Source organism: Pseudomonas sp. Irchel s3f19, from assembly GCF_900187555.1.
GTDB classification, from domain to species: domain Bacteria; phylum Pseudomonadota; class Gammaproteobacteria; order Pseudomonadales; family Pseudomonadaceae; genus Aquipseudomonas; species Aquipseudomonas capeferrum.
The window spans coordinates 649,463-673,036 of record NZ_FYDW01000002.1; the positions used below are offsets into that span (position 1 = coordinate 649,463).

Annotated in this window: 22 protein-coding genes and 1 pseudogene; 11 read left to right on the plus strand and 12 right to left on the minus strand. The window is 63.2% G+C overall.

The features are described 5' to 3' along the window. Window positions 1-146: 146 nt before the first annotated feature. Window positions 147-1,124: an NADPH:quinone oxidoreductase family protein gene (locus CKW22_RS06845; RefSeq protein ID WP_033702188.1), complete on the plus strand. Its 978-nt coding sequence runs from the start codon at window positions 147-149 to the stop codon at window positions 1,122-1,124. Between the two features lie 94 nt (window positions 1,125-1,218). On the opposite strand, the gene CKW22_RS06850 is transcribed toward CKW22_RS06845, so the two are convergent. From CKW22_RS06850 to trxA, 5 genes are all read right to left on the minus strand, one after another. Further along, the gene (locus tag CKW22_RS06850; RefSeq protein ID WP_033702189.1) at window positions 1,219-1,869 is read right to left on the minus strand and encodes a gamma-glutamylcyclotransferase; all 651 of its coding nucleotides are present in this window, start codon (window positions 1,867-1,869) and stop codon (window positions 1,219-1,221) included. A 246-nt stretch (window positions 1,870-2,115) separates the two neighbouring features. Further along, window positions 2,116-3,084 carry a CDP-6-deoxy-delta-3,4-glucoseen reductase gene (locus CKW22_RS06855; protein WP_047582091.1) on the minus strand — a complete coding sequence of 323 codons (969 nt, stop codon included), beginning with the start codon at window positions 3,082-3,084 and terminating at the stop codon, window positions 2,116-2,118. Beyond that, a complete protein-coding gene (ubiD, locus tag CKW22_RS06860; RefSeq protein ID WP_033702193.1) occupies window positions 3,084-4,550 on the minus strand; it encodes a 4-hydroxy-3-polyprenylbenzoate decarboxylase in 1,467 nt (488 codons plus the stop codon). Before ubiD ends, CKW22_RS06855 begins: the two co-directional genes overlap by 1 nt. Before the next feature lie 190 nt (window positions 4,551-4,740). Continuing rightward, window positions 4,741-6,000: a transcription termination factor Rho gene (gene rho / locus CKW22_RS06865; protein WP_003253661.1), complete on the minus strand. Its 1,260-nt coding sequence runs from the start codon at window positions 5,998-6,000 to the stop codon at window positions 4,741-4,743. Between the two features lie 228 nt (window positions 6,001-6,228). After that, window positions 6,229-6,558: a thioredoxin TrxA gene (gene trxA / locus CKW22_RS06870; RefSeq protein ID WP_033702198.1), complete on the minus strand. Its 330-nt coding sequence runs from the start codon at window positions 6,556-6,558 to the stop codon at window positions 6,229-6,231. Window positions 6,559-6,803: 245 nt separating this feature from the next. On the opposite strand from trxA, the gene ppx reads away from it, so the two are divergent. Beyond that, the gene (gene ppx / locus CKW22_RS06875) at window positions 6,804-8,306 is read left to right on the plus strand and encodes an exopolyphosphatase (RefSeq protein ID WP_033702200.1); all 1,503 of its coding nucleotides are present in this window, start codon (window positions 6,804-6,806) and stop codon (window positions 8,304-8,306) included. Here the strand turns inward: ppx and ppk1 are convergent. Then, entirely contained in the window at window positions 8,293-10,542 is a 2,250-nt protein-coding gene (gene ppk1, locus CKW22_RS06880; RefSeq protein WP_033702202.1) for a polyphosphate kinase 1, read from the minus strand. The two genes, ppx and ppk1, sit on opposite strands and share 14 nt — an antisense overlap. A gap of 216 nt (window positions 10,543-10,758) precedes the next feature. On the opposite strand from ppk1, the gene CKW22_RS06885 reads away from it, so the two are divergent. Then, window positions 10,759-11,403, plus strand: coding sequence for a DedA family protein (locus CKW22_RS06885; RefSeq protein WP_162525051.1), 645 nt, complete (start codon window positions 10,759-10,761; stop codon window positions 11,401-11,403). 501 nt (window positions 11,404-11,904) lie between these two features. Here CKW22_RS06885 and CKW22_RS27765 read toward each other — a convergent pair. Continuing rightward, window positions 11,905-12,531 (minus strand): annotated as a pseudogene (locus CKW22_RS27765) (sterol desaturase family protein); the annotation flags it as partial. A 112-nt stretch (window positions 12,532-12,643) separates the two neighbouring features. Between CKW22_RS27765 and elbB the strand changes: the two are divergent. Further along, on the plus strand, window positions 12,644-13,312 hold the full coding sequence (gene elbB, locus CKW22_RS06895; protein ID WP_033702203.1) for an isoprenoid biosynthesis glyoxalase ElbB: 669 nt from the start codon (window positions 12,644-12,646) through the stop codon (window positions 13,310-13,312). A gap of 171 nt (window positions 13,313-13,483) precedes the next feature. Here the strand turns inward: elbB and CKW22_RS06900 are convergent, their stop codons facing one another. Continuing rightward, complete coding sequence (locus CKW22_RS06900) at window positions 13,484-13,939, minus strand: YaiI/YqxD family protein (protein WP_033702205.1); 456 nt, start codon at window positions 13,937-13,939, stop codon at window positions 13,484-13,486. Between the two features lie 198 nt (window positions 13,940-14,137). On the opposite strand from CKW22_RS06900, the gene CKW22_RS06905 reads away from it, so the two are divergent. Beyond that, the gene (locus CKW22_RS06905) at window positions 14,138-16,993 is read left to right on the plus strand and encodes a class I adenylate cyclase (protein WP_033702206.1); all 2,856 of its coding nucleotides are present in this window, start codon (window positions 14,138-14,140) and stop codon (window positions 16,991-16,993) included. Window positions 16,994-17,024: 31 nt separating this feature from the next. Here CKW22_RS06905 and rnk read toward each other — a convergent pair whose 3' ends face one another. The 3 genes from rnk to cyaY all read right to left on the minus strand — a co-directional run bounded on the left by rnk (window position 17,025) and on the right by cyaY (window position 18,114). Continuing rightward, window positions 17,025-17,435, minus strand: a complete 411-nt coding sequence (gene rnk / locus CKW22_RS06910) for a nucleoside diphosphate kinase regulator (protein WP_033702208.1) — start codon at window positions 17,433-17,435, stop codon at window positions 17,025-17,027. 132 nt (window positions 17,436-17,567) lie between these two features. After that, entirely contained in the window at window positions 17,568-17,780 is a 213-nt protein-coding gene (locus CKW22_RS06915; protein ID WP_095063924.1) for a DUF1289 domain-containing protein, read from the minus strand. A 1-nt stretch (window position 17,781) separates the two neighbouring features. After that, a complete protein-coding gene (gene cyaY, locus CKW22_RS06920; protein ID WP_033702212.1) occupies window positions 17,782-18,114 on the minus strand; it encodes an iron donor protein CyaY in 333 nt (110 codons plus the stop codon). Between the two features lie 191 nt (window positions 18,115-18,305). Between cyaY and CKW22_RS06925 the strand changes: the two genes are divergently transcribed. From CKW22_RS06925 to CKW22_RS06950, 6 genes are read left to right on the plus strand one after another with little or no spacing between them, the layout of a single operon-like run. Next, window positions 18,306-18,521 carry a lipoprotein gene (locus CKW22_RS06925; protein WP_033702214.1) on the plus strand — a complete coding sequence of 72 codons (216 nt, stop codon included), beginning with the start codon at window positions 18,306-18,308 and terminating at the stop codon, window positions 18,519-18,521. A 9-nt stretch (window positions 18,522-18,530) separates the two neighbouring features. Beyond that, complete coding sequence (gene lysA, locus CKW22_RS06930; protein ID WP_033702216.1) at window positions 18,531-19,778, plus strand: diaminopimelate decarboxylase; 1,248 nt, start codon at window positions 18,531-18,533, stop codon at window positions 19,776-19,778. A 4-nt stretch (window positions 19,779-19,782) separates the two neighbouring features. Beyond that, window positions 19,783-20,613: a diaminopimelate epimerase gene (gene dapF, locus CKW22_RS06935; RefSeq protein ID WP_033702218.1), complete on the plus strand. Its 831-nt coding sequence runs from the start codon at window positions 19,783-19,785 to the stop codon at window positions 20,611-20,613. Window positions 20,614-20,626: 13 nt separating this feature from the next. Next, window positions 20,627-21,337, plus strand: a complete 711-nt coding sequence (locus CKW22_RS06940) for a DUF484 family protein (protein ID WP_033702220.1) — start codon at window positions 20,627-20,629, stop codon at window positions 21,335-21,337. Then, window positions 21,337-22,236, plus strand: a complete 900-nt coding sequence (gene xerC, locus CKW22_RS06945; protein WP_033702222.1) for a tyrosine recombinase XerC — start codon at window positions 21,337-21,339, stop codon at window positions 22,234-22,236. The genes CKW22_RS06940 and xerC overlap by 1 nt, the downstream gene beginning before the upstream one ends. After that, window positions 22,233-22,928, plus strand: a complete 696-nt coding sequence (locus CKW22_RS06950) for an HAD family hydrolase (protein WP_033702224.1) — start codon at window positions 22,233-22,235, stop codon at window positions 22,926-22,928. Before xerC ends, CKW22_RS06950 begins: the two co-directional genes overlap by 4 nt. Window positions 22,929-23,028: 100 nt before the next feature. Here the strand turns inward: CKW22_RS06950 and sutA are convergent, their stop codons facing one another. Continuing rightward, window positions 23,029-23,355 carry a transcriptional regulator SutA gene (gene sutA / locus CKW22_RS06955; protein ID WP_033702226.1) on the minus strand — a complete coding sequence of 109 codons (327 nt, stop codon included), beginning with the start codon at window positions 23,353-23,355 and terminating at the stop codon, window positions 23,029-23,031. Window positions 23,356-23,574 lie beyond the last annotated feature (219 nt).

The following is a 23,574-nucleotide window of genomic DNA, read 5'->3' on the forward strand; positions in this document are numbered from 1 at the left end:
TCAATACAATTGGCGCCAGCTTACCCAGCACACCGCTCAAACCCAAGCCCAGGCTTATGCCGGCCCATCAGGGTGGGCCATGCTCGTTGACCCGGCAGGTGGCCCTCCTACACTTATCGGCCATTACCCGCAAAGGAATAGCCCCGATGAAAGCTGTGTTGTGCAAAACCCTGGGTCCGGCGCGCGACCTGGTACTGGAAGACGTCGCCAGCCCCGTGCCGAAGAAGAACGAGCTCCTGCTGGAGGTACAGGCCGCAGGCGTCAACTTCCCGGACACCCTGATCATCGAAGGTAAATACCAGTTTCAGCCACCGCTGCCGTTTTCCCCGGGCAGCGAAGCAGCGGGGGTGGTCGCCGCAGTCGGCGAAAAGGCCGGGGCGTTCAAGGTCGGCGACCGGGTCATGGCGCTGACGGGCTGGGGTGCGTTCGCCGAGCAGGTCGCGGTGCCCTTCTACAACGTGATGCCGATCCCCGAAAGCATGGACTTCACGACCGCTGCCGCCTTTGGCATGACCTACGGCACCTCGATGCATGCACTCAAGCAGCGCGGCCAACTGCGGCCCGGTGAAACCCTGCTGGTGCTGGGGGCGTCTGGCGGTGTGGGCCTGGCGGCAGTGGAAATAGGCAAGGCCATGGGCGCCCGGGTGATCGCCGCGGCCAGTAGCGCTGAAAAACTGGCTGTGGCCAAGGCTGCCGGGGCCGACGAGCTGATTGACTACAGCCAGGCCAGCCTCAAGGACGAGATAAAGCGCCTGACCGGCGGCCAGGGCGCGGACGTGATCTACGACCCGGTGGGCGGCGAGCTGTTCGACCAGGCCGTGCGCGGGCTGGCCTGGAATGGACGGTTACTGGTGGTCGGGTTTGCCAGCGGCACCATCCCACAGATGGCGGCGAACCTGGTGCTGCTCAAGGGCGCTGCGGTGCTGGGGGTGTTCTGGGGGGCGTTTGCACAGCGTCAGCCGGAGGACAATGCGGCGAACTTCAGCCAGCTGTTTGCCTGGCATGCCGAAGGCAAACTGAAACCGTTGGTGTCGAAGACTTATCCACTGGCCGAGGCTGGGGCGGCTATCGAGCAATTGGGGCAGAGGAAGGCGGTGGGTAAGTTGGTGGTGCTAACCCGATAAGGCATCACAACTGGGTTGGCAGCACCGGCCTCTTCGCGGGGCAAGCCCGCTCCCACAACCTGAAGACCGCAGAGAACCTGAGCAACTGTCTTGCTCAAACTTCGCGCAGGTTATGGCAGCGCCTGAACCGCGCCTCCAGGTTGCGATCCGGCATCTGGTGAGTGCGCAATGCGTTCAAGGTCTGCTCCACGTACTCGCGCGTGGTGCCATACCGCCCCTTGGCACTGGCAAGGATCTGGCTGAGCAGCGTATCTGGCAGATTCCCCGCATAGCACGGCAAGTGGCGCTCCAGCACAAAACCCAAGGCCTGCACCTTGCTGCCATCCCCCAACCGGCAACTGAGCCAGTGCGGGCGGTAGGCCGGGTAAGGCATCTCCCTCTGCCACAGCGCCATCAGCGAATCATCCAGGTTGCTTTCATCCAGCCGATAGGCAAAACCGCTGCACGACCCGCCACGGTCCAGGCCGAACACCAGGCCCGGTATTTCCGGCGTGCCCCGGTGCTCGTGCGACCACAGGTACAGCCCACGGTGGTACCCATGCACCCGCGCCCGCTGACGCTCAACCGAACTGCACTCCGGGCGCCAGATCAACGAGCCATAGGCAAACAACCACACCGGCCCGCCTTCATGGCGTGACATGGTCGTGTGCATGGAGTTGATCAATTGCTCGCGGGTCAATTGCTGGCCGAAATCGAGCGCCGGAGGGTAAGAACTATTCCAGGATAACTGTTGAAGTGCCGACATAAGCTGCCGCCATTATTCCCCGTGAACTACAGTCGTAGCGAGCGTCGCTGTGTGCCAGGGCCTGCGCCCCGCACCCAAGGTGTCTGGATTAACCTTAGGATATAAACAGGCCAATACTCAAGCCCCGCAGCTAAAGTTTCACGCGAACTTCCGACGGTTGGAGCGCATTGTTTCAAGCCGGGTGAAAGTTATTAGCCAAGGCGGTAACAATTACCGCCTTATACCCAGTGGTTCAAACTTCGGTTATTAGCCACGCGGCGCGTAGGCAAATACATCCGCGCGCATGCGGTGCGCATCCATGCCCGCCTCGACCAGCGCATCGAGGGTGGCATAGACCATGTTGGGCGAGCCGCTGGCATACACATGCACGGTATTGAGGTCAGCGATGTCTTCGCAAACCGCCTCGTGCAGCATGCCGCACCGGCCTTCCCACCCGCACAGGTCACTGACGACCTTGTGCAGGAACAGGTTGGGCAAGTGCTGCCATTGGTCCCAGTGCTCGATCTGGTAGAAATCCTCGGGCCGGCGCACACCCCAATACAGGTGTACCGGATGCTTGAAACCCTGGGCGCGGCAGTGCTCGACCAGGCTGTGCATCTGGCCCATCCCCGTACCGGCAGCGATCAGCACCAGCGGGCCGTCTGGCAGCTCGGCCAGGTGCGCATCGCCGAACGGCAGTTCGATACGTGCCAGGCGATCGCGCTGCAATTGCTCGATCAACTGCAGTGCGCTGGGTTCACGCGCCAGCACGTGCAGCTCCAGCTCACGCCCACCGTGGGGGGCCGAGGCCAGGGAGAACGCCGCCTGCTTGCCGCCTTCACGCTCGATCATCAGATACTGCCCGGCGTGATAACGCGGCGGCTTGCCCGCAGGCGCACGCAGGCGCACGCGCCAGACGTCGCCCCCGACGTCGACGCATTCGCTCACGCTGCACGCCAGCTTGCGCACTGGCAGCTCGCCCAGGGCGAGCACACCATCCCAGAGCAACACGCAATCCTCCAGCGGTTCGGCAATGCAGGTGAACAGCTCGCCATGGTCGCGTACTTCGCCGTTCTGGCGGACGCTCCCTTCTACCAGCAAAGCGGCGCAGACATGGCAATTGCCATTGCGGCAGCTGTTGGGGCAGTCATAGCCCAGCCGCCGCGCTCCATCCAGGATCCGTTCCCCGGGTTCGAGCGCCAGCACTGCCCCGGACGGCTGCAACGTTACCTGCATCAATCTATTCCCAACTGATCCCACAGCTCATCGATACGGCGGGTGACGGCTTCGTCCTTGACGATGACCCGCCCCCATTCGCGTGTAGTCTCGCCCGGCCACTTGTGGGTGGCATCCAGGCCCATCTTCGATCCCAACCCCGACACCGGCGACGCGAAGTCCAGGTAGTCGATCGGGGTGTTGTCGATCATCACCGTATCACGCTTGGGGTCCATGCGCGTGGTGATGGCCCAGATCACGTCATTCCAGTCGCGGGCGTTGATGTCGTCGTCGGTGACGATAACAAACTTGGTGTACATGAACTGTCGCAGGAACGACCACACCCCCAGCATCACGCGCTTGGCGTGGCCTGGGTACTGCTTTTTCATGGTCACCACCGCCATGCGGTACGAACAACCTTCCGGCGGCAGGTAGAAGTCGACGATCTCCGGGAACTGCTTCTGCAGGATCGGCACGAACACTTCGTTCAGCGCCACCCCGAGAATGGCCGGCTCATCGGGCGGGCGGCCGGTGTAGGTGCTGTGGTAGATCGGTTTCTGCCGGTGGGTGATGCGCTCGACCGTGAACACCGGGAAGCTGTCCACTTCGTTGTAGTAACCGGTGTGGTCGCCATAGGGGCCTTCGGGCGCCATTTCGCCAGGGTGGATCACCCCTTCGAGGATGATCTCGGCGGTGGCCGGTACCTGCAGGTTGCTGCCACGGCACTTGACCAGCTCGGTGCGGTTGCCACGCAGCAGGCCGGCGAAGGCGTACTCGGACAGGGTATCCGGCACGGGTGTCACCGCCCCAAGAATGGTCGCCGGGTCTGCGCCCAGCGCCACGGCAACCGGGAACGGCTGGCCGGGGTGCTTCTCGCACCATTCGCGGTAGTCCAGCGCGCCACCGCGGTGGCTCAGCCAGCGCATGATGACCTTGTTGCGGCCGATGACCTGCTGGCGGTAGATGCCCAGGTTCTGGCGGTCCTTGTTGGGGCCGCGGGTCACGGTCAGGCCCCAGGTGATCAGCGGCGCCACATCGCCTGGCCAGCAATGCTGGATCGGCAGCTGGCCGAGGTCGACGTCGTCACCTTCGACCACCACCTCCTGGCACACGGCATCCTTGACCACCTTGGGCGCCATCGACACGACCTTCTTGAAGATCGGCAGTTTCGACCAGGCGTCCTTCAGGCCCTTCGGCGGCTCGGGCTCCTTGAGAAAGGCCAGCAACTTGCCGATTTCGCGCAGTTCTTCGACCGACTCGGCGCCCATGCCCATGGCCACCCGTTCTGGCGTACCGAACAGGTTGCCCAGCACCGGGATGTCGTAGCCGGTGGGCTTCTCGAACAGCAACGCCGGGCCCTTGGCACGCAGGGTGCGGTCGCAGACCTCGGTCATTTCCAGGACGGGAGAAATCGGAACCTGGATGCGCTTGAGTTCGCCGCGCTGTTCCAGGCCACGGATGAAGTCGCGCAAGTCGCGATACTGCATGCAGGAGCCTCGTGTTGGCCGTATCGGTCGGGGTGCAGAGTGTAGCGCCTAAGAGGGCAAAATGGCCAAGGGAGTCTGGGCCGCGCACAGTCTCACCGACTGGCCTGCGTTCAGGGGGCTGGCTAACGATCTTTTGTGACAAGCAGCAAAAAGCCGGGTTTCCCCGGCTTTTTGTATGATGCAGCGAAGCTTACTTGCGCTTCATCGACAAGAAGAACTCGTCGTTGGTCTTGGTCTGCTTGAGCTTGTCGACCAGGAACTCGATGGCGGCGATTTCGTCCATCGGGTGCAGCAGCTTGCGCAGGATCCACATGCGCTGCAGTTCGTCGTCGGCAGTCAGCAGCTCTTCACGGCGGGTGCCGGAGCGGTTGATGTTGATGGCCGGGAACACACGCTTCTCGGCGATGCGACGGTCCAGGGGCAGCTCCATGTTGCCGGTACCCTTGAACTCTTCGTAGATCACTTCGTCCATCTTCGAGCCGGTTTCAACCAGCGCGGTGGCGATGATGGTCAGCGAACCGCCTTCCTCGATGTTACGTGCGGCACCGAAGAAGCGCTTCGGCTTCTCCAGGGCATGGGCGTCGACACCACCGGTGAGGACCTTGCCGGAGCTCGGGATCACGGTGTTGTAGGCACGTGCCAGGCGGGTGATGGAGTCGAGCAGGATGACCACATCCTTCTTGTGTTCGACCAGGCGCTTGGCCTTCTCGATCACCATTTCGGCAACCTGCACGTGGCGGGTCGGCGGCTCGTCGAAGGTCGAGGCAACCACTTCGCCGCGCACGGTGCGCTGCATTTCGGTCACTTCTTCCGGGCGCTCGTCGATCAGCAGGACGATCAGGTGGCACTCGGGGTTGTTCCGGGTGATGTTCGCCGCGATGTTCTGCAGCATGATCGTTTTACCCGCTTTCGGCGGGGCGACGATCAGGCCACGCTGGCCCTTGCCGATCGGTGCACACAGGTCGATGACACGGCCGGTCAAGTCTTCGGTGGAACCGTTGCCGGCTTCCATCTTCAGACGTTTGTTGGGGAACAGCGGCGTCAGGTTTTCGAACAGGATCTTGTTCTTCGCGTTTTCAGGGCGATCGAAGTTGATCGTGTCGACCTTCAGCAGGGCGAAGTAACGCTCCCCTTCCTTCGGCGGGCGGATCTTGCCGACGATGGTGTCGCCGGTACGCAGGTTGAAACGGCGGATCTGGCTGGGCGAGACGTAGATGTCGTCGGGGCCGGCCAGGTAGGACGCATCAGCCGAACGCAGGAAACCGAAACCATCCTGGAGAATCTCCAGCACGCCGTCACCCGAAATCTCTTCGCCGCTTTTCGCGTGCTTTTTCAGCAGGGCGAAAATCACGTCCTGTTTGCGCGAACGGGCCATGTTTTCGATGCCCATCTGTTCGGCCATTTCCAGCAGATCGGTAATCGGCTTTTGCTTGAGTTCAGTCAGGTTCATAAGGGGAGTGACGTAATCATGTATGAAGGGAGGATTAAGCTTCTGGCTTAATGAAGCCGCGCCGCTAGAAGGCGATAGGATCGCGCACAGATTCTAATTAGGAGTGCGTCGGCGACGGCGTGCAGGGGGCACTGGAGAAGCAGTGCGAGGCCGAATGTAACACTTGCTTTTTTCGACGTCTAGTGGGTTGGAAAAGAAAAGCCCCGGTTTTTCCGGGGCTTTTTCACATCACAGGTGGGCGTCGAGGAACGCGGCCAATTGCGATTTGGACAGTGCGCCGACCTTGGTGGCCTCGACGTTGCCGTTCTTGAACAGCATCAGCGTTGGGATGCCACGCACGCCGTGCTTGGCGGGGGTTTCCTGGTTCTCGTCGATGTTCAGCTTGGCGACGGTCAGTTTGCCCTCGTAAGTGCTGGCGATGTCGTCCAGGACTGGAGCGATCATTTTGCATGGGCCGCACCATTCAGCCCAGTAGTCGACCAGCACCGGGCCTTGAGCCTGCAGTACGGTGGCTTCGAAGTCCGCGTCGGTGACGTGTTTGATCAGATCGCTGCTCATGGATATCTCCAGGGTCGTAAGCAAAAAAACGTGACCCATGATAGCCGCAGAGGCTGGCTACAGGAAGTCACAGACGATTGAGTGTAACTATAGTTGTGCAAGACGCCGCGAATCGAAAACTGTCATACGTGTGTCATAACATCGAATGGCACATTGCCTTGCATCAAGCCTTGGCGTGCCACGCGTTGGCGACAGCCCCGTATCGTGGCACGATTGCCAGGTTAACGACCGAGAACATCCAGATCATGCCGCATACCAACGCGAAGAACCTGTCTCTGATCGCCGCCATCGACCTTGGCTCCAACAGTTTTCACATGGTCGTGGCCAAGGCCCACCACACCGAGATCCGCATTCTCGAACGGCTGGGGGAAAAGGTTCAGCTGGCCGCCGGCATCGACGAAGAGCGCAAGCTCAGCGAAGAAGCCATGCAACGAGGCCTCGATTGCCTCAAGCGCTTCGCCCAGTTGATCAACGGCCTGCCTGCGGGCGCCGTGCGCATCGTTGGCACCAACGCACTGCGCGAAGCGCGCAACCGTAACGAATTCATCCAGCGCGCCGAGGCCATTCTCGGCCACCCGGTGGAGGTGATTTCCGGCCGTGAGGAAGCCCGCCTGATCTACCTGGGCGTCTCCCACACCCTGGCCGACAATCCGGGCAAGCGCCTGGTCGCCGACATTGGCGGCGGCAGTACCGAGTTCATCATCGGCCAGCGTTTCGAGCCGCTGCTGCGCGAGAGCCTGCAGATGGGCTGCGTCAGTTTTACCCAGCGCTACTTCCGCGACGGCAAGATCACCCCGGCGCGCTATGCCCAGGCCTACACCGCCGCACGCCTGGAACTGATGAGCATCGAAAACGCCCTGCACCGCCTGACCTGGGACGAAGCCATCGGCTCGTCCGGCACTATTCGCGCCATCGGCGCAGCCATCAAGGCCAGTGGCCTGGGCAATGGCGAGGTCAACGCCGAGGGGCTGGCGTGGGTCAAACGCAAGCTGTTCAAGCTGGGTGAGGTCGACAAGATCGACTTCGACGGGGTCAAGCCAGACCGGCGCACTATCTTCCCGGCTGGCCTTGCGATTCTCGAGGCGATCTTCGATGCCCTCGAGCTGCAACGCATGGATCACTGCGACGGCGCCCTGCGCGAAGGCGTGCTGTTCGACCTGCTTGGCCGCCATCATCACGAAGACGTGCGCGAGCGCACCCTCAACTCATTGATGGAGCGCTACCACGTTGACCAAGGCCAGGCCGCGCGCGTCGAGCGCAAGGCATTGCATGCCTTCGACCAAGTGGCCAAAGCCTGGAAGCTGGAAGACGGAAATTGGCGCGATCTTCTGGGTTGGGCGGCGAAAGTGCACGAAGTTGGGCTGGACATTGCCCACTACCACTACCACAAGCACGGCGCCTACCTGATCGAACATTCCGACCTGTCAGGCTTCTCCCGCGAGGACCAGCAGATGATGGCCCTGCTGGTGCGCGGCCATCGCCGCAACATCCCCAGAGACAAATTCGCCGAGTTCGGCGATGAAGGCGTGCAGCTGATTCGCCTGTGCGTGCTGCTGCGCTTCGCCATCCTGTTCCACCACATTCGTGGTACCCAACAGATGCCGAAAGTGCAACTGCAAGCCGGCGACAACAGCCTCGAAGTGGTCTTCCCGCAGGGTTGGCTGGAGCAACACCAGCTGACCCAGGCCGACTTCGCCAACGAGGCGGAGTGGCTAGCCCGGGTCGGTTTCGTCCTCAGCGTACGTTGAGCACCGGGTTGCTCAGGCGCTCCAGCAGGGTCGCCTGGGCACTGCGCGGGTTCTGGTTGCCGGTCGGGGTGCTGCGCACGTAGCGCCCGTCCGACTGCAGCGTCCAGGCATGGGTGTTGTCGGTCAGGTAGCTTTCCAGCTCCTTCTTCACCCGCAGCAACAGCTTCTTGCCTTCGACGGGGAAGCACGTCTCGACGCGCTTGTCGAGGTTGCGTTCCATCCAGTCGGCACTGGACAGGTAGATCTGCTCCTCGCCACCATTGAGGAAGTAGAACACCCGGGTGTGCTCCAGGAAGCGGCCAATGATCGAGCGCACGTGAATGTTGTGCGAAACCCCCGCAATGCCTGGCCGCAGGCAGCACATGCCGCGCACCACCAGGTCGATGCGCACGCCGGACTGGCTGGCCTTGTACAGCGCCTTGATGACCTTGGCGTCGGTCAGCGAGTTGAACTTGGCGATGATGTGCGCAGGCTTGCCTTCGAGCGCGAACTGGGTCTCGCGCGCAATCATGTCGAGCATGCCCTTCTTCAGGGTGAACGGCGCGTGCAGCAGCTTCTTCATGCGCAGGGTCTTGCCCATGCCGATCAACTGGCTGAACAACTTGCCGACGTCTTCGGTCAGAGCGTCGTCGGACGTCAGCAGGCTGTAGTCGGTGTACAGACGGGCGTTGCCGGCGTGGTAATTACCGGTGCCCAGGTGCGCATAACGCACGATTTCACCGTGCTCGCGGCGCAGGATCAACATCATCTTGGCGTGGGTCTTGAACCCGACCACACCGTAGATCACCACCGCACCCGCAGCTTGCAGGCGGCTGGCCATCTGCAGGTTGGACTCTTCGTCGAAGCGCGCGCGCAATTCGATCACCGCAGTGACCTCCTTGCCGTTACGGGCGGCGTCCACCAGCGCGTCGACGATCTCAGAGTTGGCACCGGAGCGGTACAGGGTCTGGCGCACGGCGAGCACATGCGGGTCCTTGGCAGCCTGGCGCAGCAGGTCGACCACCGGCGTGAAGGACTCGAACGGGTGCATCAGCAGGATGTCCTGCTTGCTGATCACGCTGAAGATGTTGTCGGCGTTCACCAGCAGCTTGGGGATCGCCGGGGTGAACGGCGTGTATTGCAGCTGCGGGTGGCTGTCGAGGCCGGTGATGCTGAACAGGCGGGTAAGGTTGACCGGGCCGTTGACCTGGTACAGCTCGCTCTCGCTCAGGCTGAACTGTTTTAGCAGGTAATCCGAAAGGTGTTTCGGGCAGGTATCAGCCACCTCGAGGCGCACGGCGTCACCATAGCGGCGCGAGAACAGCTCGCCGCGCAGGGCGCGAGCCAGGTCGTCGACCTCTTCGGAGTCCAGTGCCAGGTCAGCGTTACGGGTCAGGCGGAACTGGTAGCAGCCCTTGACCTTCATGCCCTGGAACAGGTCGTCGGCGTGAGCGTGAATCATCGACGACAGGAACACGTAGTTGGCACCCGGGCCACCGACCTCTTCAGGCACCCGGATGACCCGCGGCAACAGGCGTGGCGCCGGGATGATCGCCAGGCCCGAGTCGCGGCCGAAGGCATCGACGCCTTCGAGCTCGACGATGAAGTTGAGGCTCTTGTTCACCAGCAAAGGGAACGGGTGGGTCGGGTCGAGGCCGATCGGGGTGATGATCGGGGCGATCTCGTCGCGGAAGAAGCGCCGCACCCAGGTCTTGAGCTTGGGCGTCCAGTGACGGCGGCGGATAAAGCGGATGTGGTGCTTTTCCAGCTCCGGCAGCAGCACATCGTTGAGGATGGCGTACTGGCGGTCCACCTCGGAGTGCACCAGCTCGCTGATGCGCGCCAGCGCCTGGTGCGGCTGCAGCCCGTCGGCACCGGCCTGTTCGCGGGCGAAGTTGATCTGCTTCTTGAGGCCGGCGACGCGGATCTCGAAGAACTCGTCGAGGTTGCTGGAGAAGATCAGCAGGAATTTCAGGCGTTCGAGCAGCGGGTAGCTCTCGTCCAGCGCCTGCTCCAGTACCCGAATGTTGAACTGCAGCTGCGACAGCTCGCGATGAATGTACAGGCTGCTGTCGTCAAGGCCGGGGACGGCGATCGCTGGTGCCGGCGCAGGGGCCGGTGCCGCAGCCTCGACCACCGGCGCAGGTTCTGGCTCGGGCTCTGGCGCCGGCGGCAGGTCTGGCGGGGTCTGCACCATCTCTTCGGGGACGGCCTGGGCGTCCTTGATCGCGACAGGGGTGAGCACTTCATTATTCATCTGGACGTTCCTGGAGGACGTTAACGCCCTATCATCAATTGAGCGGGACGATAAGCGGCCATTATGACGCCTGTGTTACACCCACTGGCAAGCCTGCGACTTGTGGCCGAAGGCATTGTCCTTGTAGGAAATGTTCACGTCGAGACACATTTGGACACTTTCATCCACGCGCGCGAAGGGGTAGGCTGCGCGTTCATTTCGCCAGCACCTCAGAAAATGCTTCAACAATTCCTGCAGGATTTCGGCTACTTCGCCCTTTTTCTAGGCACCTTCTTTGAAGGCGAGACCATCCTGGTGCTTGCGGGTTTTCTCGCGTTCCGCGGCTACATGGACATCAAGCTGGTGTGCCTGGTGGCCTTCCTGGGCAGCTATGCTGGCGACCAACTGTGGTACTTCATGGGCCGTCGCCATGGGCGCAAGATCCTGGCACGCAAGCCGCGCTGGCAGGCCATGGGTGATCGGGCGCTGGACCACATCCGCCGCCACCCCGACATCTGGGTGCTGAGTTTTCGCTTCGTCTATGGCCTGCGCACGGTGATGCCGGTGGCCATTGGCCTGTCGGGCTATCCGCCGCGCCGCTACCTGCTGCTCAACGGCCTCGGCGCCGCCATCTGGGCGTTGGCCCTGGGTGCTGCGGCCTATCACTTCGGCGCTATCCTCGAAGGCCTGCTGGGTAATGTGAAGCGATACGAGCTATGGGTGCTCGGCGGCCTGCTGCTGCTTGGCGCCCTGCTCTGGCTGCGCCGGCGCTTTCGCACCATGCGCGCCGAGCGCAAGGCGGCCGCACTGGGCCAAGCCGCAGACGCTGAGCAGGCTGTAGACCAGGAGCAGGAACCACCCCAGCGGCGTGATCAGCGCTAAACCCAGTGCGCCAGCCAGGTACAGCGCTGGCGCATTCGACAGCAACCGCAGCCACTCCAGGCGCCTGGCCCATGGCCGATTCTCAAGCAGCGTGCCGAGCACGAACAGGCCCACGGCCATGACCGACCAGCCCAGCACCAGGGCGGCGCCCGGCACGCGCTCTGCCACTTCCATCAAGTAGCTGCCCAAGGCCACGTAGACGACGAACTGCACCGCTACGTAGGCCTGCTGCGCCCGCCCCAGGGCTACCTCGAACTTGCGAAACAGCGCCAGGTCCGGTTTGGTCTGCGGATAGCGCCCCGCGACATCGGCCGGGCGCCAGCCCGTGGGCATGAACCAGATCCGCAGCTTGTCCCACACGCGCTGGGTACGCCGGGCATCGTTCCACAGCTGGGCATAGAACTGCAGGTTGGCCCACAACGGGTTCCAGCTGGCCAGTGGCGTGGTCACCCCGAATACCACCGGCTCGTCCGGGTCTTCTTCCTTGAACGTGCCGAACAGGCGGTCCCAGAGAATGAACACGCCGCCGTAATTGCGATCCAAGTAAACAGGATTTTGCGCATGGTGGACGCGATGGTTGGATGGCGTGATCAGTATCCACTCGAGCCAGCCAAGCTTGGGAATGTGCCGGGTATGCACCCAGAACTGGTACAGCAGGTTCAGCGACGCCACGGTGATGAACACCAGCGGCGGCACGCCGACCAGCGCCAACGGCAGGTAGAAGACCCACGCAAAGATGAACCCGCTGCTGGTCTGGCGCAGCGCCGTGGTGAGGTTGTACTCCTCGCTCTGGTGGTGCACCGAATGAGCTGCCCACAGCACGTTGCGCTCATGCCCCAGGCGGTGCAGCCAGTAGTAGCAGAAGTCGTAAAGCACAAAGGCCAGCACCCACACCCACCACGCCTGTTGCGGCAGGCGCAACAACGCCAGGTGCTCCCAGGCCAGGGCATAGGTCACCAGCCCTACACCTTTGGTCAGCAGGCCGGTACTGGTCGACAAGGCGCCCGTACTCAGGCTGTTGATCGAGTCGGCCAAGGTGAAATTGCGCTGGCCGCGCACGCGGTCGGCCACCAGTTCGGCGGCAATCAATACGAAGAAGAACGGCACGGCCAGCAGTATCAGGTCCATGGCAACGACCTCAGGCGTTATCCACCAAGATTAGGCCGCAACTGCGGGAACCCCTATGGCTACATCTGCCAAACTAGAGGACATTTAGCGCCTCGACACTGGAGTAATGAGCATGACAAAAAAAGTAGCGGTGATTCTTTCAGGCTGTGGCGTGTATGACGGCGCCGAAATCCACGAAAGCGTGATCACCCTGCTGCGCCTCGACCAGCGCGGGGCGCAGGTGCAGTGCTTTGCGCCGAACATCGCGCAGATGCATGTGATCGATCACCTGACCGGCGAGCCAATGCCCGAGTCGCGCAATGTACTGGTGGAGTCGGCGCGTATCGCCCGCGGTGAGGTCAAGGACATCCGCGAAGCCAATGTCGAAGACTTCGACGCACTGATCGTGCCCGGTGGTTTTGGCGCGGCAAAAAACCTGTCCAACTTTGCCGTCGAAGGCGCCAACTGCAGCGTCAACCCGGACGTGCTGGCCCTGGCCGAAGCCTTTGCCGACGCCTGCAAGCCGGTCGGGCTGATCTGCATCTCGCCAGCGCTGGCAGCGAAAATCTATGGCCCGGGTGTGGTCTGCACCATCGGCAACGATGCCGGTACCGCTGCAGCAGTGGAAAAAATGGGCGGCAAGCATGAAGAATGCGATGTGCACGATATCGTCGAAGACACCCAGCGCAAGCTGGTGACGACCCCGGCATACATGGTGGCGAAGTCGATCAGCGAGGCGGCGGGCGGGATCTACAAGCTGGTGGATCGCGTGCTGGAACTGACCCACGAGAACGACCAGTAACCCCCCGGCCTGCACCCTCTTTGTAGGAGCGGCCTTGCGTCGCGAGAGGGTCGCGGAGCGGCCCCGGGTTTTCGGGTGCCAGCAAGAACGTAGGGGGCCGCTCCGCGCCCCTTTCCGACCGGTCCGGCGCCCCGGCAAGGCCGCTCCTACAAAAACCAGAACCCGCGCGCGTCAGGGGCCCTTGGACAAGCGCGCGATGATGCGGTCCAGTGCATTGGCGAACGCCTGTTTCTCCCGCTCGCCATAAGGCGCCTGCCCTCCTCCAACCTGCCCCTGCTCGCGCAATTCGGTGAACAGGTTGCGCGCCGCCAGCCGATCACCCATGTTGCGCTCGTCAAACTCACGCCCCCGTGGGTCCAGCGCCGCCACGCCTTTCTTGACCAGCCGATCGGCCAGCGGCACGTCGCTGCAGATCACCAGTTCGCCAGGCGCGGCGTTGTCGACCAGGTAATCATCAGCCGCATCCATGCCGCTGGGCACCACGATCAGCCGCACACAGGCAAAGGCCGGCTTGCTTTGCGCCTGGCCCGCCACCATCACCACCTCGAGTTTGCGCTTGAGGGCAAACTTGACGATCAAGTCCTTGGCCGGCTTGGGGCAGGCGTCGGCATCGATCCATACACGCATCGGGAAACACCTCTAAATCAGCGAGACTACGCTCATGCCTCACATCATGCCCGAAGCGTGGCAAAAGCTGGAGCTGCCTGGCCTGCACAAGGCATACCGGTGCTTGAAAAATGGCGTCAACAATCCATTTAGCGCTTATCCGAGTGCGTCACTCAGGCTAAACTCGCCGCAGCCCCACTGGCCTGCCCCGAGTGTGCAATGAACCACCCCCACGAAATCCGCCCCGACCTGGACGAAGGCATCGACCGCAAGGTCCTGGCGACATTGCGGGCGCGGTTCCTGCAGCTCAATCAAGGTCGTTTGCAGCGTGCGAGAGAGGGGCTGTCGACGCGCCAGCAGCAGGTACTGACGTTGTTGCCGCTGCTGTTCCACGTCAATCACCCGCTGCTGCCCGGCTATGTCTCGAGCAGCACCCCTGCCGGGGTGGCCGGCTTCGAGCCTGGCGCAGAACGGGTCGCCGAAGCCCAGCGCCTGGCACGCTCGTTTGCCTACAAGGCTCGCCAGGGGCACGCACCGCGCCCGATCCATGGGCTGTTCCTGATGGGCAGCCTTGGCTCCCTGGCCCAGGCCGAACTGAGCGACATGGACTTCTGGGTCTGCCACGCGCCTGACCTGGGCGACAGCCAGCTGGACGAGCTTCGGCGCAAATGCCAGTTGCTGGAAACCTGGGCCGCCAGCCTGGGGGCCGAGGCACACTTCTTTTTGATCGACCCACAAGGCTTTGCTCAAGGCGAGCGGGATGGCCAGCTCGGCTCCGACGACTGTGGCACCACCCAGCATTACCTGCTGCTCGACGAGTTCTATCGCACCGCCATCTGGCTGGCCGGGCGTACGCCCCTGTGGTGGCTGGTGCCGGTGTATGAAGAGCACAACTACAAGGCCTACACCCAGACCTTGCTCAGCAAGCGCTTCATCCGCAGCCAGGACGTGCTCGACCTTGGCAACTTGGCGCATATCCCGCCCGGCGAGTTCGTCGGTGCTGGGCTGTGGCAGCTGTTCAAGGGCATCGACTCGCCTTACAAATCGCTGCTCAAGCTGCTGTTGACCGAAGCCTACGCCAGTGAGCACCCCGCCGTACGCTGCCTGAGCCTGGACTACAAGCAAGCGGTGTTCGCCAACCAGCTCGACCTCGACGCGCTGGACCCCTACGTGATGGTCTACCGGCGCATCGAGCAGTACCTGCACCAACGCGGCGAGCCGGTACGCCTCGAACGGGTAAGGCGCAGCCTGTACCTGAAGGTGAACAAGAAACTCAGCGACCAGGTGCGCGGCAACGGTTGGCAGCGCCAGCTGCTGCAGCGCCTGGCAGACGAATGGGGCTGGGACGAGCGCCAACTGGCCCTGCTCGATAGCCGCAGCCAATGGAAAGTCGGCCAGGTGGCCGTCGAGCGCCGCGAACTGGTGGCCGAACTGAACCACAGCTACCGCTTCCTCAGCCAGTTCGCCCAGACCCGCAACGCCAGCAGCCGCGCCGACCAGCGTGACCTCAATGTGCTGGGGCGGCGCCTGTATGCCGCCTTCGAACGCCGAGCCGGCAAGACCGAGGTGATCAACCCGGGGATTGCCCCGGACCTGGCCGAGGGCACCCTCACCCTGGTCCAGGCCCCCAATCGCAAGGAGCCCGGCAGCCATCACTGGGAACTGTACACAGGCAACCTGAGCACCCACGAAGTGGAGCACTTCAGCCCGATCAAACGCTGCCGCGAACTGCTCGAACTACTGACCTGGGCCCATCGCAATGGCGTGATCGACAGCAGCACGCGCTTCGCCCTGCACCCTGGTGCCAGCGATCTCAGGGAGCTCGAACTGTTCAACCTGCTGGGCAGCCTGCAGCAGGCCATCGACCTGCCGCTGCCCACCGTCAGCGAAGTCCGCCTGCTGCAGCCCAGCGTGGCCGACGACATCCTGTTGCTGGTCAACGTCGGCGTCGACCCACTGCGCCACCACCGCGACCTGAACATCCTGATGACCACCGAGCGCACCGACTCGTTGAGCTACGCCGGCGTGCGCGAAAACCTGGTGCTGACGCTCGACCAGGTCACCCTCAACAGCTGGAGCGAGGTGCTGGTGCAGCGCTACGACGGCGAGCACGCGCTGCTGCGCTGCCTGCGCGACTACCTCAACAGCCTCGGCCAGCGTGGCCATCGCCCACGGCTGCGGGTGCGCTGCTTCTGCCACAACCGCGCGCAGGCCATCGAACAGCGGGTCGAGGACATTTTCGCCACGGTGCAACGGCTGCTCGACCAGGGTGCCAAGCACCGCTACGTGCTGCAGGTGGCCCAGCACACCCACGTGCTGGAGCTTCTGCCCGGCCAGGTCAGCCTGGCGACCCTGGGCGACCATGAGGCCGTGCTGGACTGCCTGAGCGAAGAGCGCAGCGTCTACAGCCCGCTGCACCTGGACGCCAATGCCCTGCAGGACCACGACCTGCCACTGGTACTGGAGCGCGGCCGGCCCGCTTGCATCCAGGTGTTCTATCGCCTGTTGGGTGACTGGGCCGACCTGTATGTGCTGGATGAGTACAACGCGTTGTGGCAGCAACGCTTGCCACTGCAGGATGAAGCCCACTTGCTGCTGCCGCTGCAACGCTTTTTGCGCTCGGTGCTGATGCGCCGCGATGCGCAACTGCCGCTCGACAGCCTGGGGGCGGCTTCGCTGGATATCCGCTATGGGCAGTTGCTGCCTTCAGGCACAGGCAAGGCCCGCAGCATCGAGCCGCGCCTGGCGCCGGTGGACGGCAGCGACCAGCCTTTCTATGAGGTCCAGGCCATCATTCAGGCCGGGGCAGCGGGCGCTGTGCAGGTCACCTTGTACTGTGACCAACAGGAGTTTTCCGAACTGGATCATGGTGACCAGCTGTACGCAGTGGTCGCGCGGCAGATCATCGGCCAACGGCGCAATGCCGGGCATTACCGCTGTTACATCACCGACCTGGATTTGTCCGAGCTACTGGGGGACGAGCTGGGGGCGACCGTATTGTATCTGCGCTACAAGCGGGAGCTGGAGCAGGCGTTGAACGAGGGGTTGGAGCAGGTGCAGGCGCTGGGTTTCTGAATAGTAGGGGGCGCTTTGCGCCCCCAAAGGCTCACAGGTCGAAATCACCCGCCGCTTCCGGCTGGTACTCAACCGCCACCAGCTTCAGTTTCAGCGTCTTGCCGCCGGGCGCCGGCCAGTCGATCTGCTCGCCCACCGTCAGGCCCAGCAATGCGCAACCAATTGGCGCCAGGATCGAGACCTTGCCTTCGCCGCCGGCATCCTTTGGATACACCAGGGTCAGGTGGTAATCCTTGCCACTGGCCTCTTCACGGCAGTGCACGCGCGAGTTCATGGTCACCACGCCGGCCGGTACTTCCTCATGACCGACAACCTTCTCAGCGCGGTCCAGCTCGTCCTGCAGGGCGAGCACACCCGGCGTACTTTCGTCGAGGCTGTCGATCAGACGCTCCAGACGTTGTACGTCCAATCGGGTGAGGGTGAGGGAAGGCTTGGTGCTCATGATCCAGTCAGACTCCATTGAACAGGCGGTTTTCTGTGGGCAAATAAAGCAAAACCCCGCCCAAGGGCGGGGTTTGTGAATGCTTTGGCGTCACCGACGCATAACCCGACACTACCACAGCCGGGCAAATACTCAAGCCCGCGCGCGCAAGGCCTCGGCTTCCTGGCAGATCTGCCGGCGCCGCTGGTCATCTGCAGAGCGCCATTCGCGGATGTGCTCCACATGGCGATGACAGCCGGTGCAGACGCGCTGCTCGTCCAGGCGGCAGACACTGATGCACGGCGATTTCACGGCGGTGCTGACATTGCTGTAAAGCGGCTTGGGCGGCCGCGGCTGCTCACTCATCTCAGATCTCGTCGAAGTCCAGCTTCTCGCCGGCGCGCTCCCAGACGATGCGTTCAAGCATCTCGCCGAGCAGCTCGTCGGTCTTCTCGCAGGTCCACTTCTTGCTCTCTTCATCGTAGTCGAAGTGGAAACCCCCGGACTTGTCAGCCAGCCACAACTGGCGCAGCGGCTCCTGACGGCTGAAGATCAGCTGGCTGCCGTTGTCGAACTTGATGGTCAGGACGCCGGCGGAGTTTTCCATGTCCAGGTCCAAGTCGCTGTCGTCGAACAGGTCTTCCAGCGCCTGTTGGGTCGCGTCGACCAGATCATGGAAACGCGCTTCGCTCAAACTCATTGCAGGAACCTCGAAATTGGCTGCGTGACAGGCAAGCCGGGCAAGATACGGGCGCTTGGCGCTGAATGCAAAGATTAGCCATTGAAGGCGGTAAGAATAGCCCGCCCGGCGGACCGGCCCTTGCATAGGCAATCCGCCGGTCGCTCGGTATACTCGGGCGCAATACTGCATATTTCAAAGGATTTCACCCAATGAAGCGCCTGATTTCCTCCCTCGCGGCGCTGGTCGCTGTTGCCTGCCTCGTTTCTGCCTGCGGCCAGAAAGGCCCCCTCTACCTGCCGGAAGACGGCAAGGACGGCAAGGACACCCGCAAATCGCACCAGCACCAGCCCAAAGCCAAGCCGGCCCAGACGCAAGAACAGCAGCCCGAGCTGCAATCCGAGCCCGAGCAGTCGCCAGCGCAGTAAGGAAATCAGATGAACGCTTTCAACTACCGCGACGGTGAACTGTTTGCGGAAGGCGTGGCCCTGTCGGCCATCGCCGAACGCTTCGGCACCCCCACCTACGTGTACTCGCGCGCCCACATCGAGGCCCAGTACCGCAGCTATGCCGACGCGCTGGACGGCATTTCCAGCCTGGTCTGCTTTGCCGTCAAGGCCAACTCCAACTTGGGCGTGCTGAACGTCCTGGCGCGCCTGGGCGCAGGCTTCGACATCGTCTCCGGCGGTGAACTGGAGCGCGTACTGGCCGCTGGCGGGCGCGCGGATCGCGTGGTGTTCTCGGGTGTCGGCAAAACCCGCGAAGACATGCGCCGCGCCCTCGAAGTCGGCGTGCACTGCTTCAACGTCGAGTCCACCGACGAGCTTGAGCGCCTGCAGGTGGTGGCTGCCGAGATGGGCAAAGTCGCCCCGGTCTCGCTGCGGGTCAACCCGGACGTCGATGCCGGTACCCACCCGTACATCTCCACCGGCCTCAAAGAAAACAAGTTCGGCATCGCCATCGCTGACGCCGAAGCCATCTACGTGCGCGCCGCGCAGCTGCCGAACCTGGACGTGGTCGGTGTCGACTGCCACATCGGTTCGCAGTTGACCACCGTCGAACCGTTCCTCGATGCCCTCGACCGCCTGCTGGACCTGGTCGACCGCCTCGCCGACTGCGGCATCCACCTGCGCCACCTGGACCTGGGTGGCGGCGTAGGCGTGCGCTACCGCGATGAAGAGCCGCCTTTGGTGGCCGACTACATCAAGGCCATCCGCGAACGCGTCGGCGACCGCGACCTGGCCCTGGTATTCGAGCCAGGCCGCTACATCGTGGCCAACGCCGGTGTCCTGCTGACCCGTGTCGAGTACCTCAAGCACACCGAACACAAGGACTTCGCCATCATCGATGCGGCGATGAACGACCTGATCCGCCCGGCCCTGTACCAGGCCTGGATGGGCGTCAGCGCGGTTACCCCACGCGAAGGCCAGGGCCGCGCCTATGACCTGGTCGGGCCGATCTGCGAAACCGGCGACTTCATCGCCAAGGACCGCGAGCTGAACCTGGCCGAAGGCGATCTGCTGGCCGTGCAGTCTGCCGGCGCCTATGGTTTTGTCATGAGCTCGAACTACAACACCCGTGGCCGCTGCGCCGAAATCCTGGTCGACGGCGACCAGGCATTCGAAGTGCGCCGCCGCGAGACCATCGCCGAACTGTATGCTGGCGAAAGCCTGCTGCCGGAGTGAGCCCATGCTGCTGCGTTTCACCAAGATGCATGGGCTGGGCAATGACTTCATGGTCCTCGACCTGGTCAGCCAGCACGCACATATCCAGCCCAAGCATGCCAAGCAATGGGGCGACCGCCATACCGGCATCGGTTTCGACCAGTTGCTGATCGTCGAGGCGCCGAACAATCCGGAAGTGGACTTCCGCTACCGGATTTTCAACGCCGACGGCTCCGAGGTCGAGCAGTGCGGCAACGGCGCGCGCTGCTTCGCCCGCTTCGTGCTGGACAAACGCCTGACCGCGAAAAAACGCATCCGCGTGGAAACCAAAAGCGGCATCATCGAGCTGGACGTGCAGAACGACGGCCAGGTGAGTGTCGACATGGGCCCTCCGCGCCTGGTGCCGGCCGAAATCCCCTTCGTCGCCGACGAGCAGGCATTGAGTTACCCACTGGAAGTCGACGGCGAGGTCTATTCGATCGCCGCAGTGTCCATGGGCAACCCACATGCCGTGCTGCGTGTCGATGACGTACATACTGCGCCCGTGCACGCACTGGGCCCGAAGATCGAAAACCATCCGCGCTTCCCGCAGCGGGTCAACGCTGGTTTCATCCAGGTCATCGACCGTCACCGTGCCAACCTGCGGGTCTGGGAACGCGGCGCGGGCGAAACCCAGGCCTGCGGCACCGGCGCCTGCGCCGCGGCCGTGGCGGCTATCAGCCAGGGCTGGATGGACTCACCGGTCAGCCTTGACCTGCCGGGTGGCCGCCTGCACATCGAATGGGCCGGTCCCGGCAAGCCCGTGCTGATGACCGGCCCGGCCGTACGCGTCTACGAAGGACAGGTTCGTCTCTAAGTGAGTAACCGCCATGACCGATCAGCCCAAGGTTGTACCCCAGCAATCCAGTGACCTCGATGCCGAGGCGGTGGTCGCGTACCTGCGTGCCCACCCGACCTTCTTCGCCGAACACGACGAGTTGCTGGTCGAGCAGCGCATCCCCCACCAGCGCGGCGACAGCGTGTCGCTGGTGGAGCGTCAGCTCAAGCTGCTGCGCGATCGCAACATCGAGATGCGCCATCGCCTGTCGCAACTGATGGACGTGGCGCGTGACAACGACCGGCTGTTCGACAAGACCCGCCGGCTGATCCTCGACCTGCTCGATGCCGGCAGCCTGGAAGAAGTGGTGATGGCGGTCGAAGACAGCCTGCGCCAGGAGTTTCAGGTGCCCTTCGTCAGCCTGATCTTGTTCGGCGATAACGTCGCTCCGGTGGGCCGCTGGGTCAGCAATGCCGAGGCACACCAGGCCATCGGTGGCCTGCTGGGGGGCGGCAAGACCGTCAGCGGTAACCTGCGCGAACACGAACTGGCCTTCCTGTTTGGTGAAGAAGAGCGACGCGAGGTCGGCTCCAGTGCTGTTGCAGCACTCGAATATCAAGGGCTGCACGGTGTACTGGCAATCGGCAGCCGCGACCCGCAGCACTACAAGAGCAGCGTCGGCACGCTGTTCCTCGGCTACATTGCCGAAGTGCTCGGCCGCGTCGTCCCACGCGTGACCCAGACCCTGCGCCAGGTGCGCTGATGGACCGCCAGCTGGAAGCTTATTGCGCGCACCTGCGCAATGAGCGCCAGGTGTCCGAACACACCCTGCTGGCCTATCGCCGCGACCTCGACAAGGTCGTCGCGTATTGCAACGAACACGGCATTGCCGGCTGGCAAGCGTTGCAAATCCAGCAATTGCGCCAACTGATCGCCCGTCAGCACCATCAGGGGCAGTCCTCGCGCAGCCTGGCGCGCCTGCTTTCAGCGGTACGCGGGCTGTACCGTTACCTGAACCGTGAAGGGCTGTGCCAGCACGACCCGGCCAACGGCCTGTCTGCGCCCAAAGGCGAACGGCGCCTGCCCAAGACGCTGGATACCGACCGTGCCCTGCAACTGCTCGACGGCGGTGTCGACGACGACTTCATTGCCCGGCGCGACCAGGCCATCCTCGAACTGTTCTATTCATCAGGCCTGCGCCTGTCCGAGCTGACCGGCCTGGACCTCGAATACCTCGACCTCGCCGCCGGGCTGGTGCAGGTGCTTGGCAAGGGCGGCAAGGCACGCGTGCTGCCGGTCGGGCGCAAGGCACGCGAGGCGCTGCAGGCCTGGTTGCGCCTGCGCGGCATCGGCGGCCCGCGCGACAGCGCCGTGTTCATTACCCGCCAGGGCAATCGCCTGAGCCCGCGGGCCATCCAGATGCGCGTGAAGGCGGCCGGCGAGCGCGAGCTGGGCCAGCACCTGCACCCGCACATGCTTCGCCATTCCTTCGCCAGCCATGTGCTGGAATCGTCCCAGGACCTGCGAGCGGTGCAGGAGATGCTCGGCCATGCCGACATCAGCACCACGCAGATCTACACCCACCTGGACTTCCAGCACCTGGCCGCGGTGTACGACAGCGCCCACCCTCGGGCCAAACGCAGCAAAGGCACAGACTCATGAGCATCAAGCTGATCACCTTCGACCTCGATGACACCTTGTGGGACACCGCGCCGGTCATTGCCAGCGCTGAAGTCGTCCTGCGCGACTGGCTCGAAGCCAACGCACCGATCCTGGGCGGCGTACCGGTCGAGCACCTGTTCACCCTCCGCGAGCGCCTGGTGCAGGCCGAACCGGGCCTCAAGCACCGTATCAGCGCCTTGCGTAGGCGGGTGCTGTGCCATGCCCTGGAAGAGGTCGGTTACAGCGAAAAGCACGCCCAGGCGCTTGCCAACGAAGGCTTTGAAGTGTTCCTGCATGCCCGGCACCAGGTGGAAATTTTCCCTGAAGTGCAGCCTGTGCTGGAAATCCTGCGCCATCAATACACCCTGGGCGTGGTCACCAACGGCAATGCCGATGTGAGCCGCCTGGGCCTGGCGGACTACTTCCGCTTCGCCCTGTGCGCCGAGGATCTGGGGATCGGCAAGCCGGACCCGGCGCCGTTCCTCGAGGCGCTGAAACGTGGCGAGGTCGAGGCCGGCGCGGCGGTGCATGTGGGTGACCACCCTGGCGACGACATCGCCGGCGCCCAGCGTGCCGGGTTGCGTGCCGTATGGTTCAACCCGCAAGGCAAGCCCTGGGCCGGTGAGCGGGCGCCGGATGCAGAGATTCAGCGCCTCTCGCAACTGCCTGAAGTGATAGCACGCTGGCGCTGACAGCCGATACCTTCTCAACGCCGCACAGACCTGTGTAGGAGCGCATTCATGGCGCACAAAAAAGCCCGCAGCGACGGCGGGCTTTTTTGCATGCAACCACTCAGATAGGGCGGCTGCCGTATTTGTTGTCCGGCTTCTTGGGCGGATCGGCGACCACGTTGGCCTCCACTTCCTGCACCTTGCCACCGCGCGAAAGGAATTCTTCCATCGCTTTGGCCAGGGCATCACGCTCCTTCTGCTTGGCTTCCAAGCTCGGCATCTCGTCTACCGAGACAGCGGCCTTGGACTTGCCTTTGGCAGTGGGCGCGGGGCTATCGTCTTCGCCGGAGTCTTCCGCTACGTCATCAGCCGCAGCTTCCAGACCCTCATCAGCCTCATCATCATCGCCTACTTCGAGGTCGTCGTTTTCCAGATCATCGTCGCTCATGTTCTACCTCATGACTTGCGAAAAGCAGGTTAGTTATAGACCAGTGCAGCCGTAGACCGGCAGCCACCAGTGAAAATTCAACTGGCCGTGGGTTGGCCACTGCCTTGGGCATGCACCTCCTGATGGGAGGGTTTGTACCCTGCAGGCCCTGCTCCTGGCAGGGCCTGACGAAATCCTTGAGCCATCTGCTGGCCACGCGCTAATGGCAAGCCTAGCAAA

What these genes read in the sequence shown, in the direction of transcription:
- CKW22_RS06940 (WP_033702220.1), top strand. Translation starts at nt 20,627, where the DNA reads ATGACCGATCAGCCCAAGGTTGTACCCCAGCAATCCAGTGACCTCGAT.
- elbB (WP_033702203.1), top strand. Translation starts at nt 12,644, where the DNA reads ATGACAAAAAAAGTAGCGGTGATTCTTTCAGGCTGTGGCGTGTATGAC.
- sutA (WP_033702226.1), bottom strand. Translation starts at nt 23,355, where the DNA reads ATGAGCGACGATGATCTGGAAAACGACGACCTCGAAGTAGGCGATGAT.
- trxA (WP_033702198.1), bottom strand. Translation starts at nt 6,558, where the DNA reads ATGAGCAGCGATCTGATCAAACACGTCACCGACGCGGACTTCGAAGCC.
- CKW22_RS06855 (WP_047582091.1), bottom strand. Translation starts at nt 3,084, where the DNA reads ATGCAGGTAACGTTGCAGCCGTCCGGGGCAGTGCTGGCGCTCGAACCC.
- CKW22_RS06850 (WP_033702189.1), bottom strand. Translation starts at nt 1,869, where the DNA reads ATGTCGGCACTTCAACAGTTATCCTGGAATAGTTCTTACCCTCCGGCG.
- ppx (WP_033702200.1), top strand. Translation starts at nt 6,804, where the DNA reads ATGCCGCATACCAACGCGAAGAACCTGTCTCTGATCGCCGCCATCGAC.
- xerC (WP_033702222.1), top strand. Translation starts at nt 21,337, where the DNA reads ATGGACCGCCAGCTGGAAGCTTATTGCGCGCACCTGCGCAATGAGCGC.
- CKW22_RS06925 (WP_033702214.1), top strand. Translation starts at nt 18,306, where the DNA reads ATGAAGCGCCTGATTTCCTCCCTCGCGGCGCTGGTCGCTGTTGCCTGC.
- dapF (WP_033702218.1), top strand. Translation starts at nt 19,783, where the DNA reads ATGCTGCTGCGTTTCACCAAGATGCATGGGCTGGGCAATGACTTCATG.
- rho (WP_003253661.1), bottom strand. Translation starts at nt 6,000, where the DNA reads ATGAACCTGACTGAACTCAAGCAAAAGCCGATTACCGATCTGCTGGAA.
- CKW22_RS06950 (WP_033702224.1), top strand. Translation starts at nt 22,233, where the DNA reads ATGAGCATCAAGCTGATCACCTTCGACCTCGATGACACCTTGTGGGAC.
- CKW22_RS06845 (WP_033702188.1), top strand. Translation starts at nt 147, where the DNA reads ATGAAAGCTGTGTTGTGCAAAACCCTGGGTCCGGCGCGCGACCTGGTA.
- CKW22_RS06885 (WP_162525051.1), top strand. Translation starts at nt 10,759, where the DNA reads ATGCTTCAACAATTCCTGCAGGATTTCGGCTACTTCGCCCTTTTTCTA.
- ubiD (WP_033702193.1), bottom strand. Translation starts at nt 4,550, where the DNA reads ATGCAGTATCGCGACTTGCGCGACTTCATCCGTGGCCTGGAACAGCGC.
- rnk (WP_033702208.1), bottom strand. Translation starts at nt 17,435, where the DNA reads ATGAGCACCAAGCCTTCCCTCACCCTCACCCGATTGGACGTACAACGT.
- ppk1 (WP_033702202.1), bottom strand. Translation starts at nt 10,542, where the DNA reads ATGAATAATGAAGTGCTCACCCCTGTCGCGATCAAGGACGCCCAGGCC.
- CKW22_RS06900 (WP_033702205.1), bottom strand. Translation starts at nt 13,939, where the DNA reads ATGCGTGTATGGATCGATGCCGACGCCTGCCCCAAGCCGGCCAAGGAC.
- cyaY (WP_033702212.1), bottom strand. Translation starts at nt 18,114, where the DNA reads ATGAGTTTGAGCGAAGCGCGTTTCCATGATCTGGTCGACGCGACCCAA.
- CKW22_RS06915 (WP_095063924.1), bottom strand. Translation starts at nt 17,780, where the DNA reads ATGAGTGAGCAGCCGCGGCCGCCCAAGCCGCTTTACAGCAATGTCAGC.
- CKW22_RS06905 (WP_033702206.1), top strand. Translation starts at nt 14,138, where the DNA reads ATGAACCACCCCCACGAAATCCGCCCCGACCTGGACGAAGGCATCGAC.
- lysA (WP_033702216.1), top strand. Translation starts at nt 18,531, where the DNA reads ATGAACGCTTTCAACTACCGCGACGGTGAACTGTTTGCGGAAGGCGTG.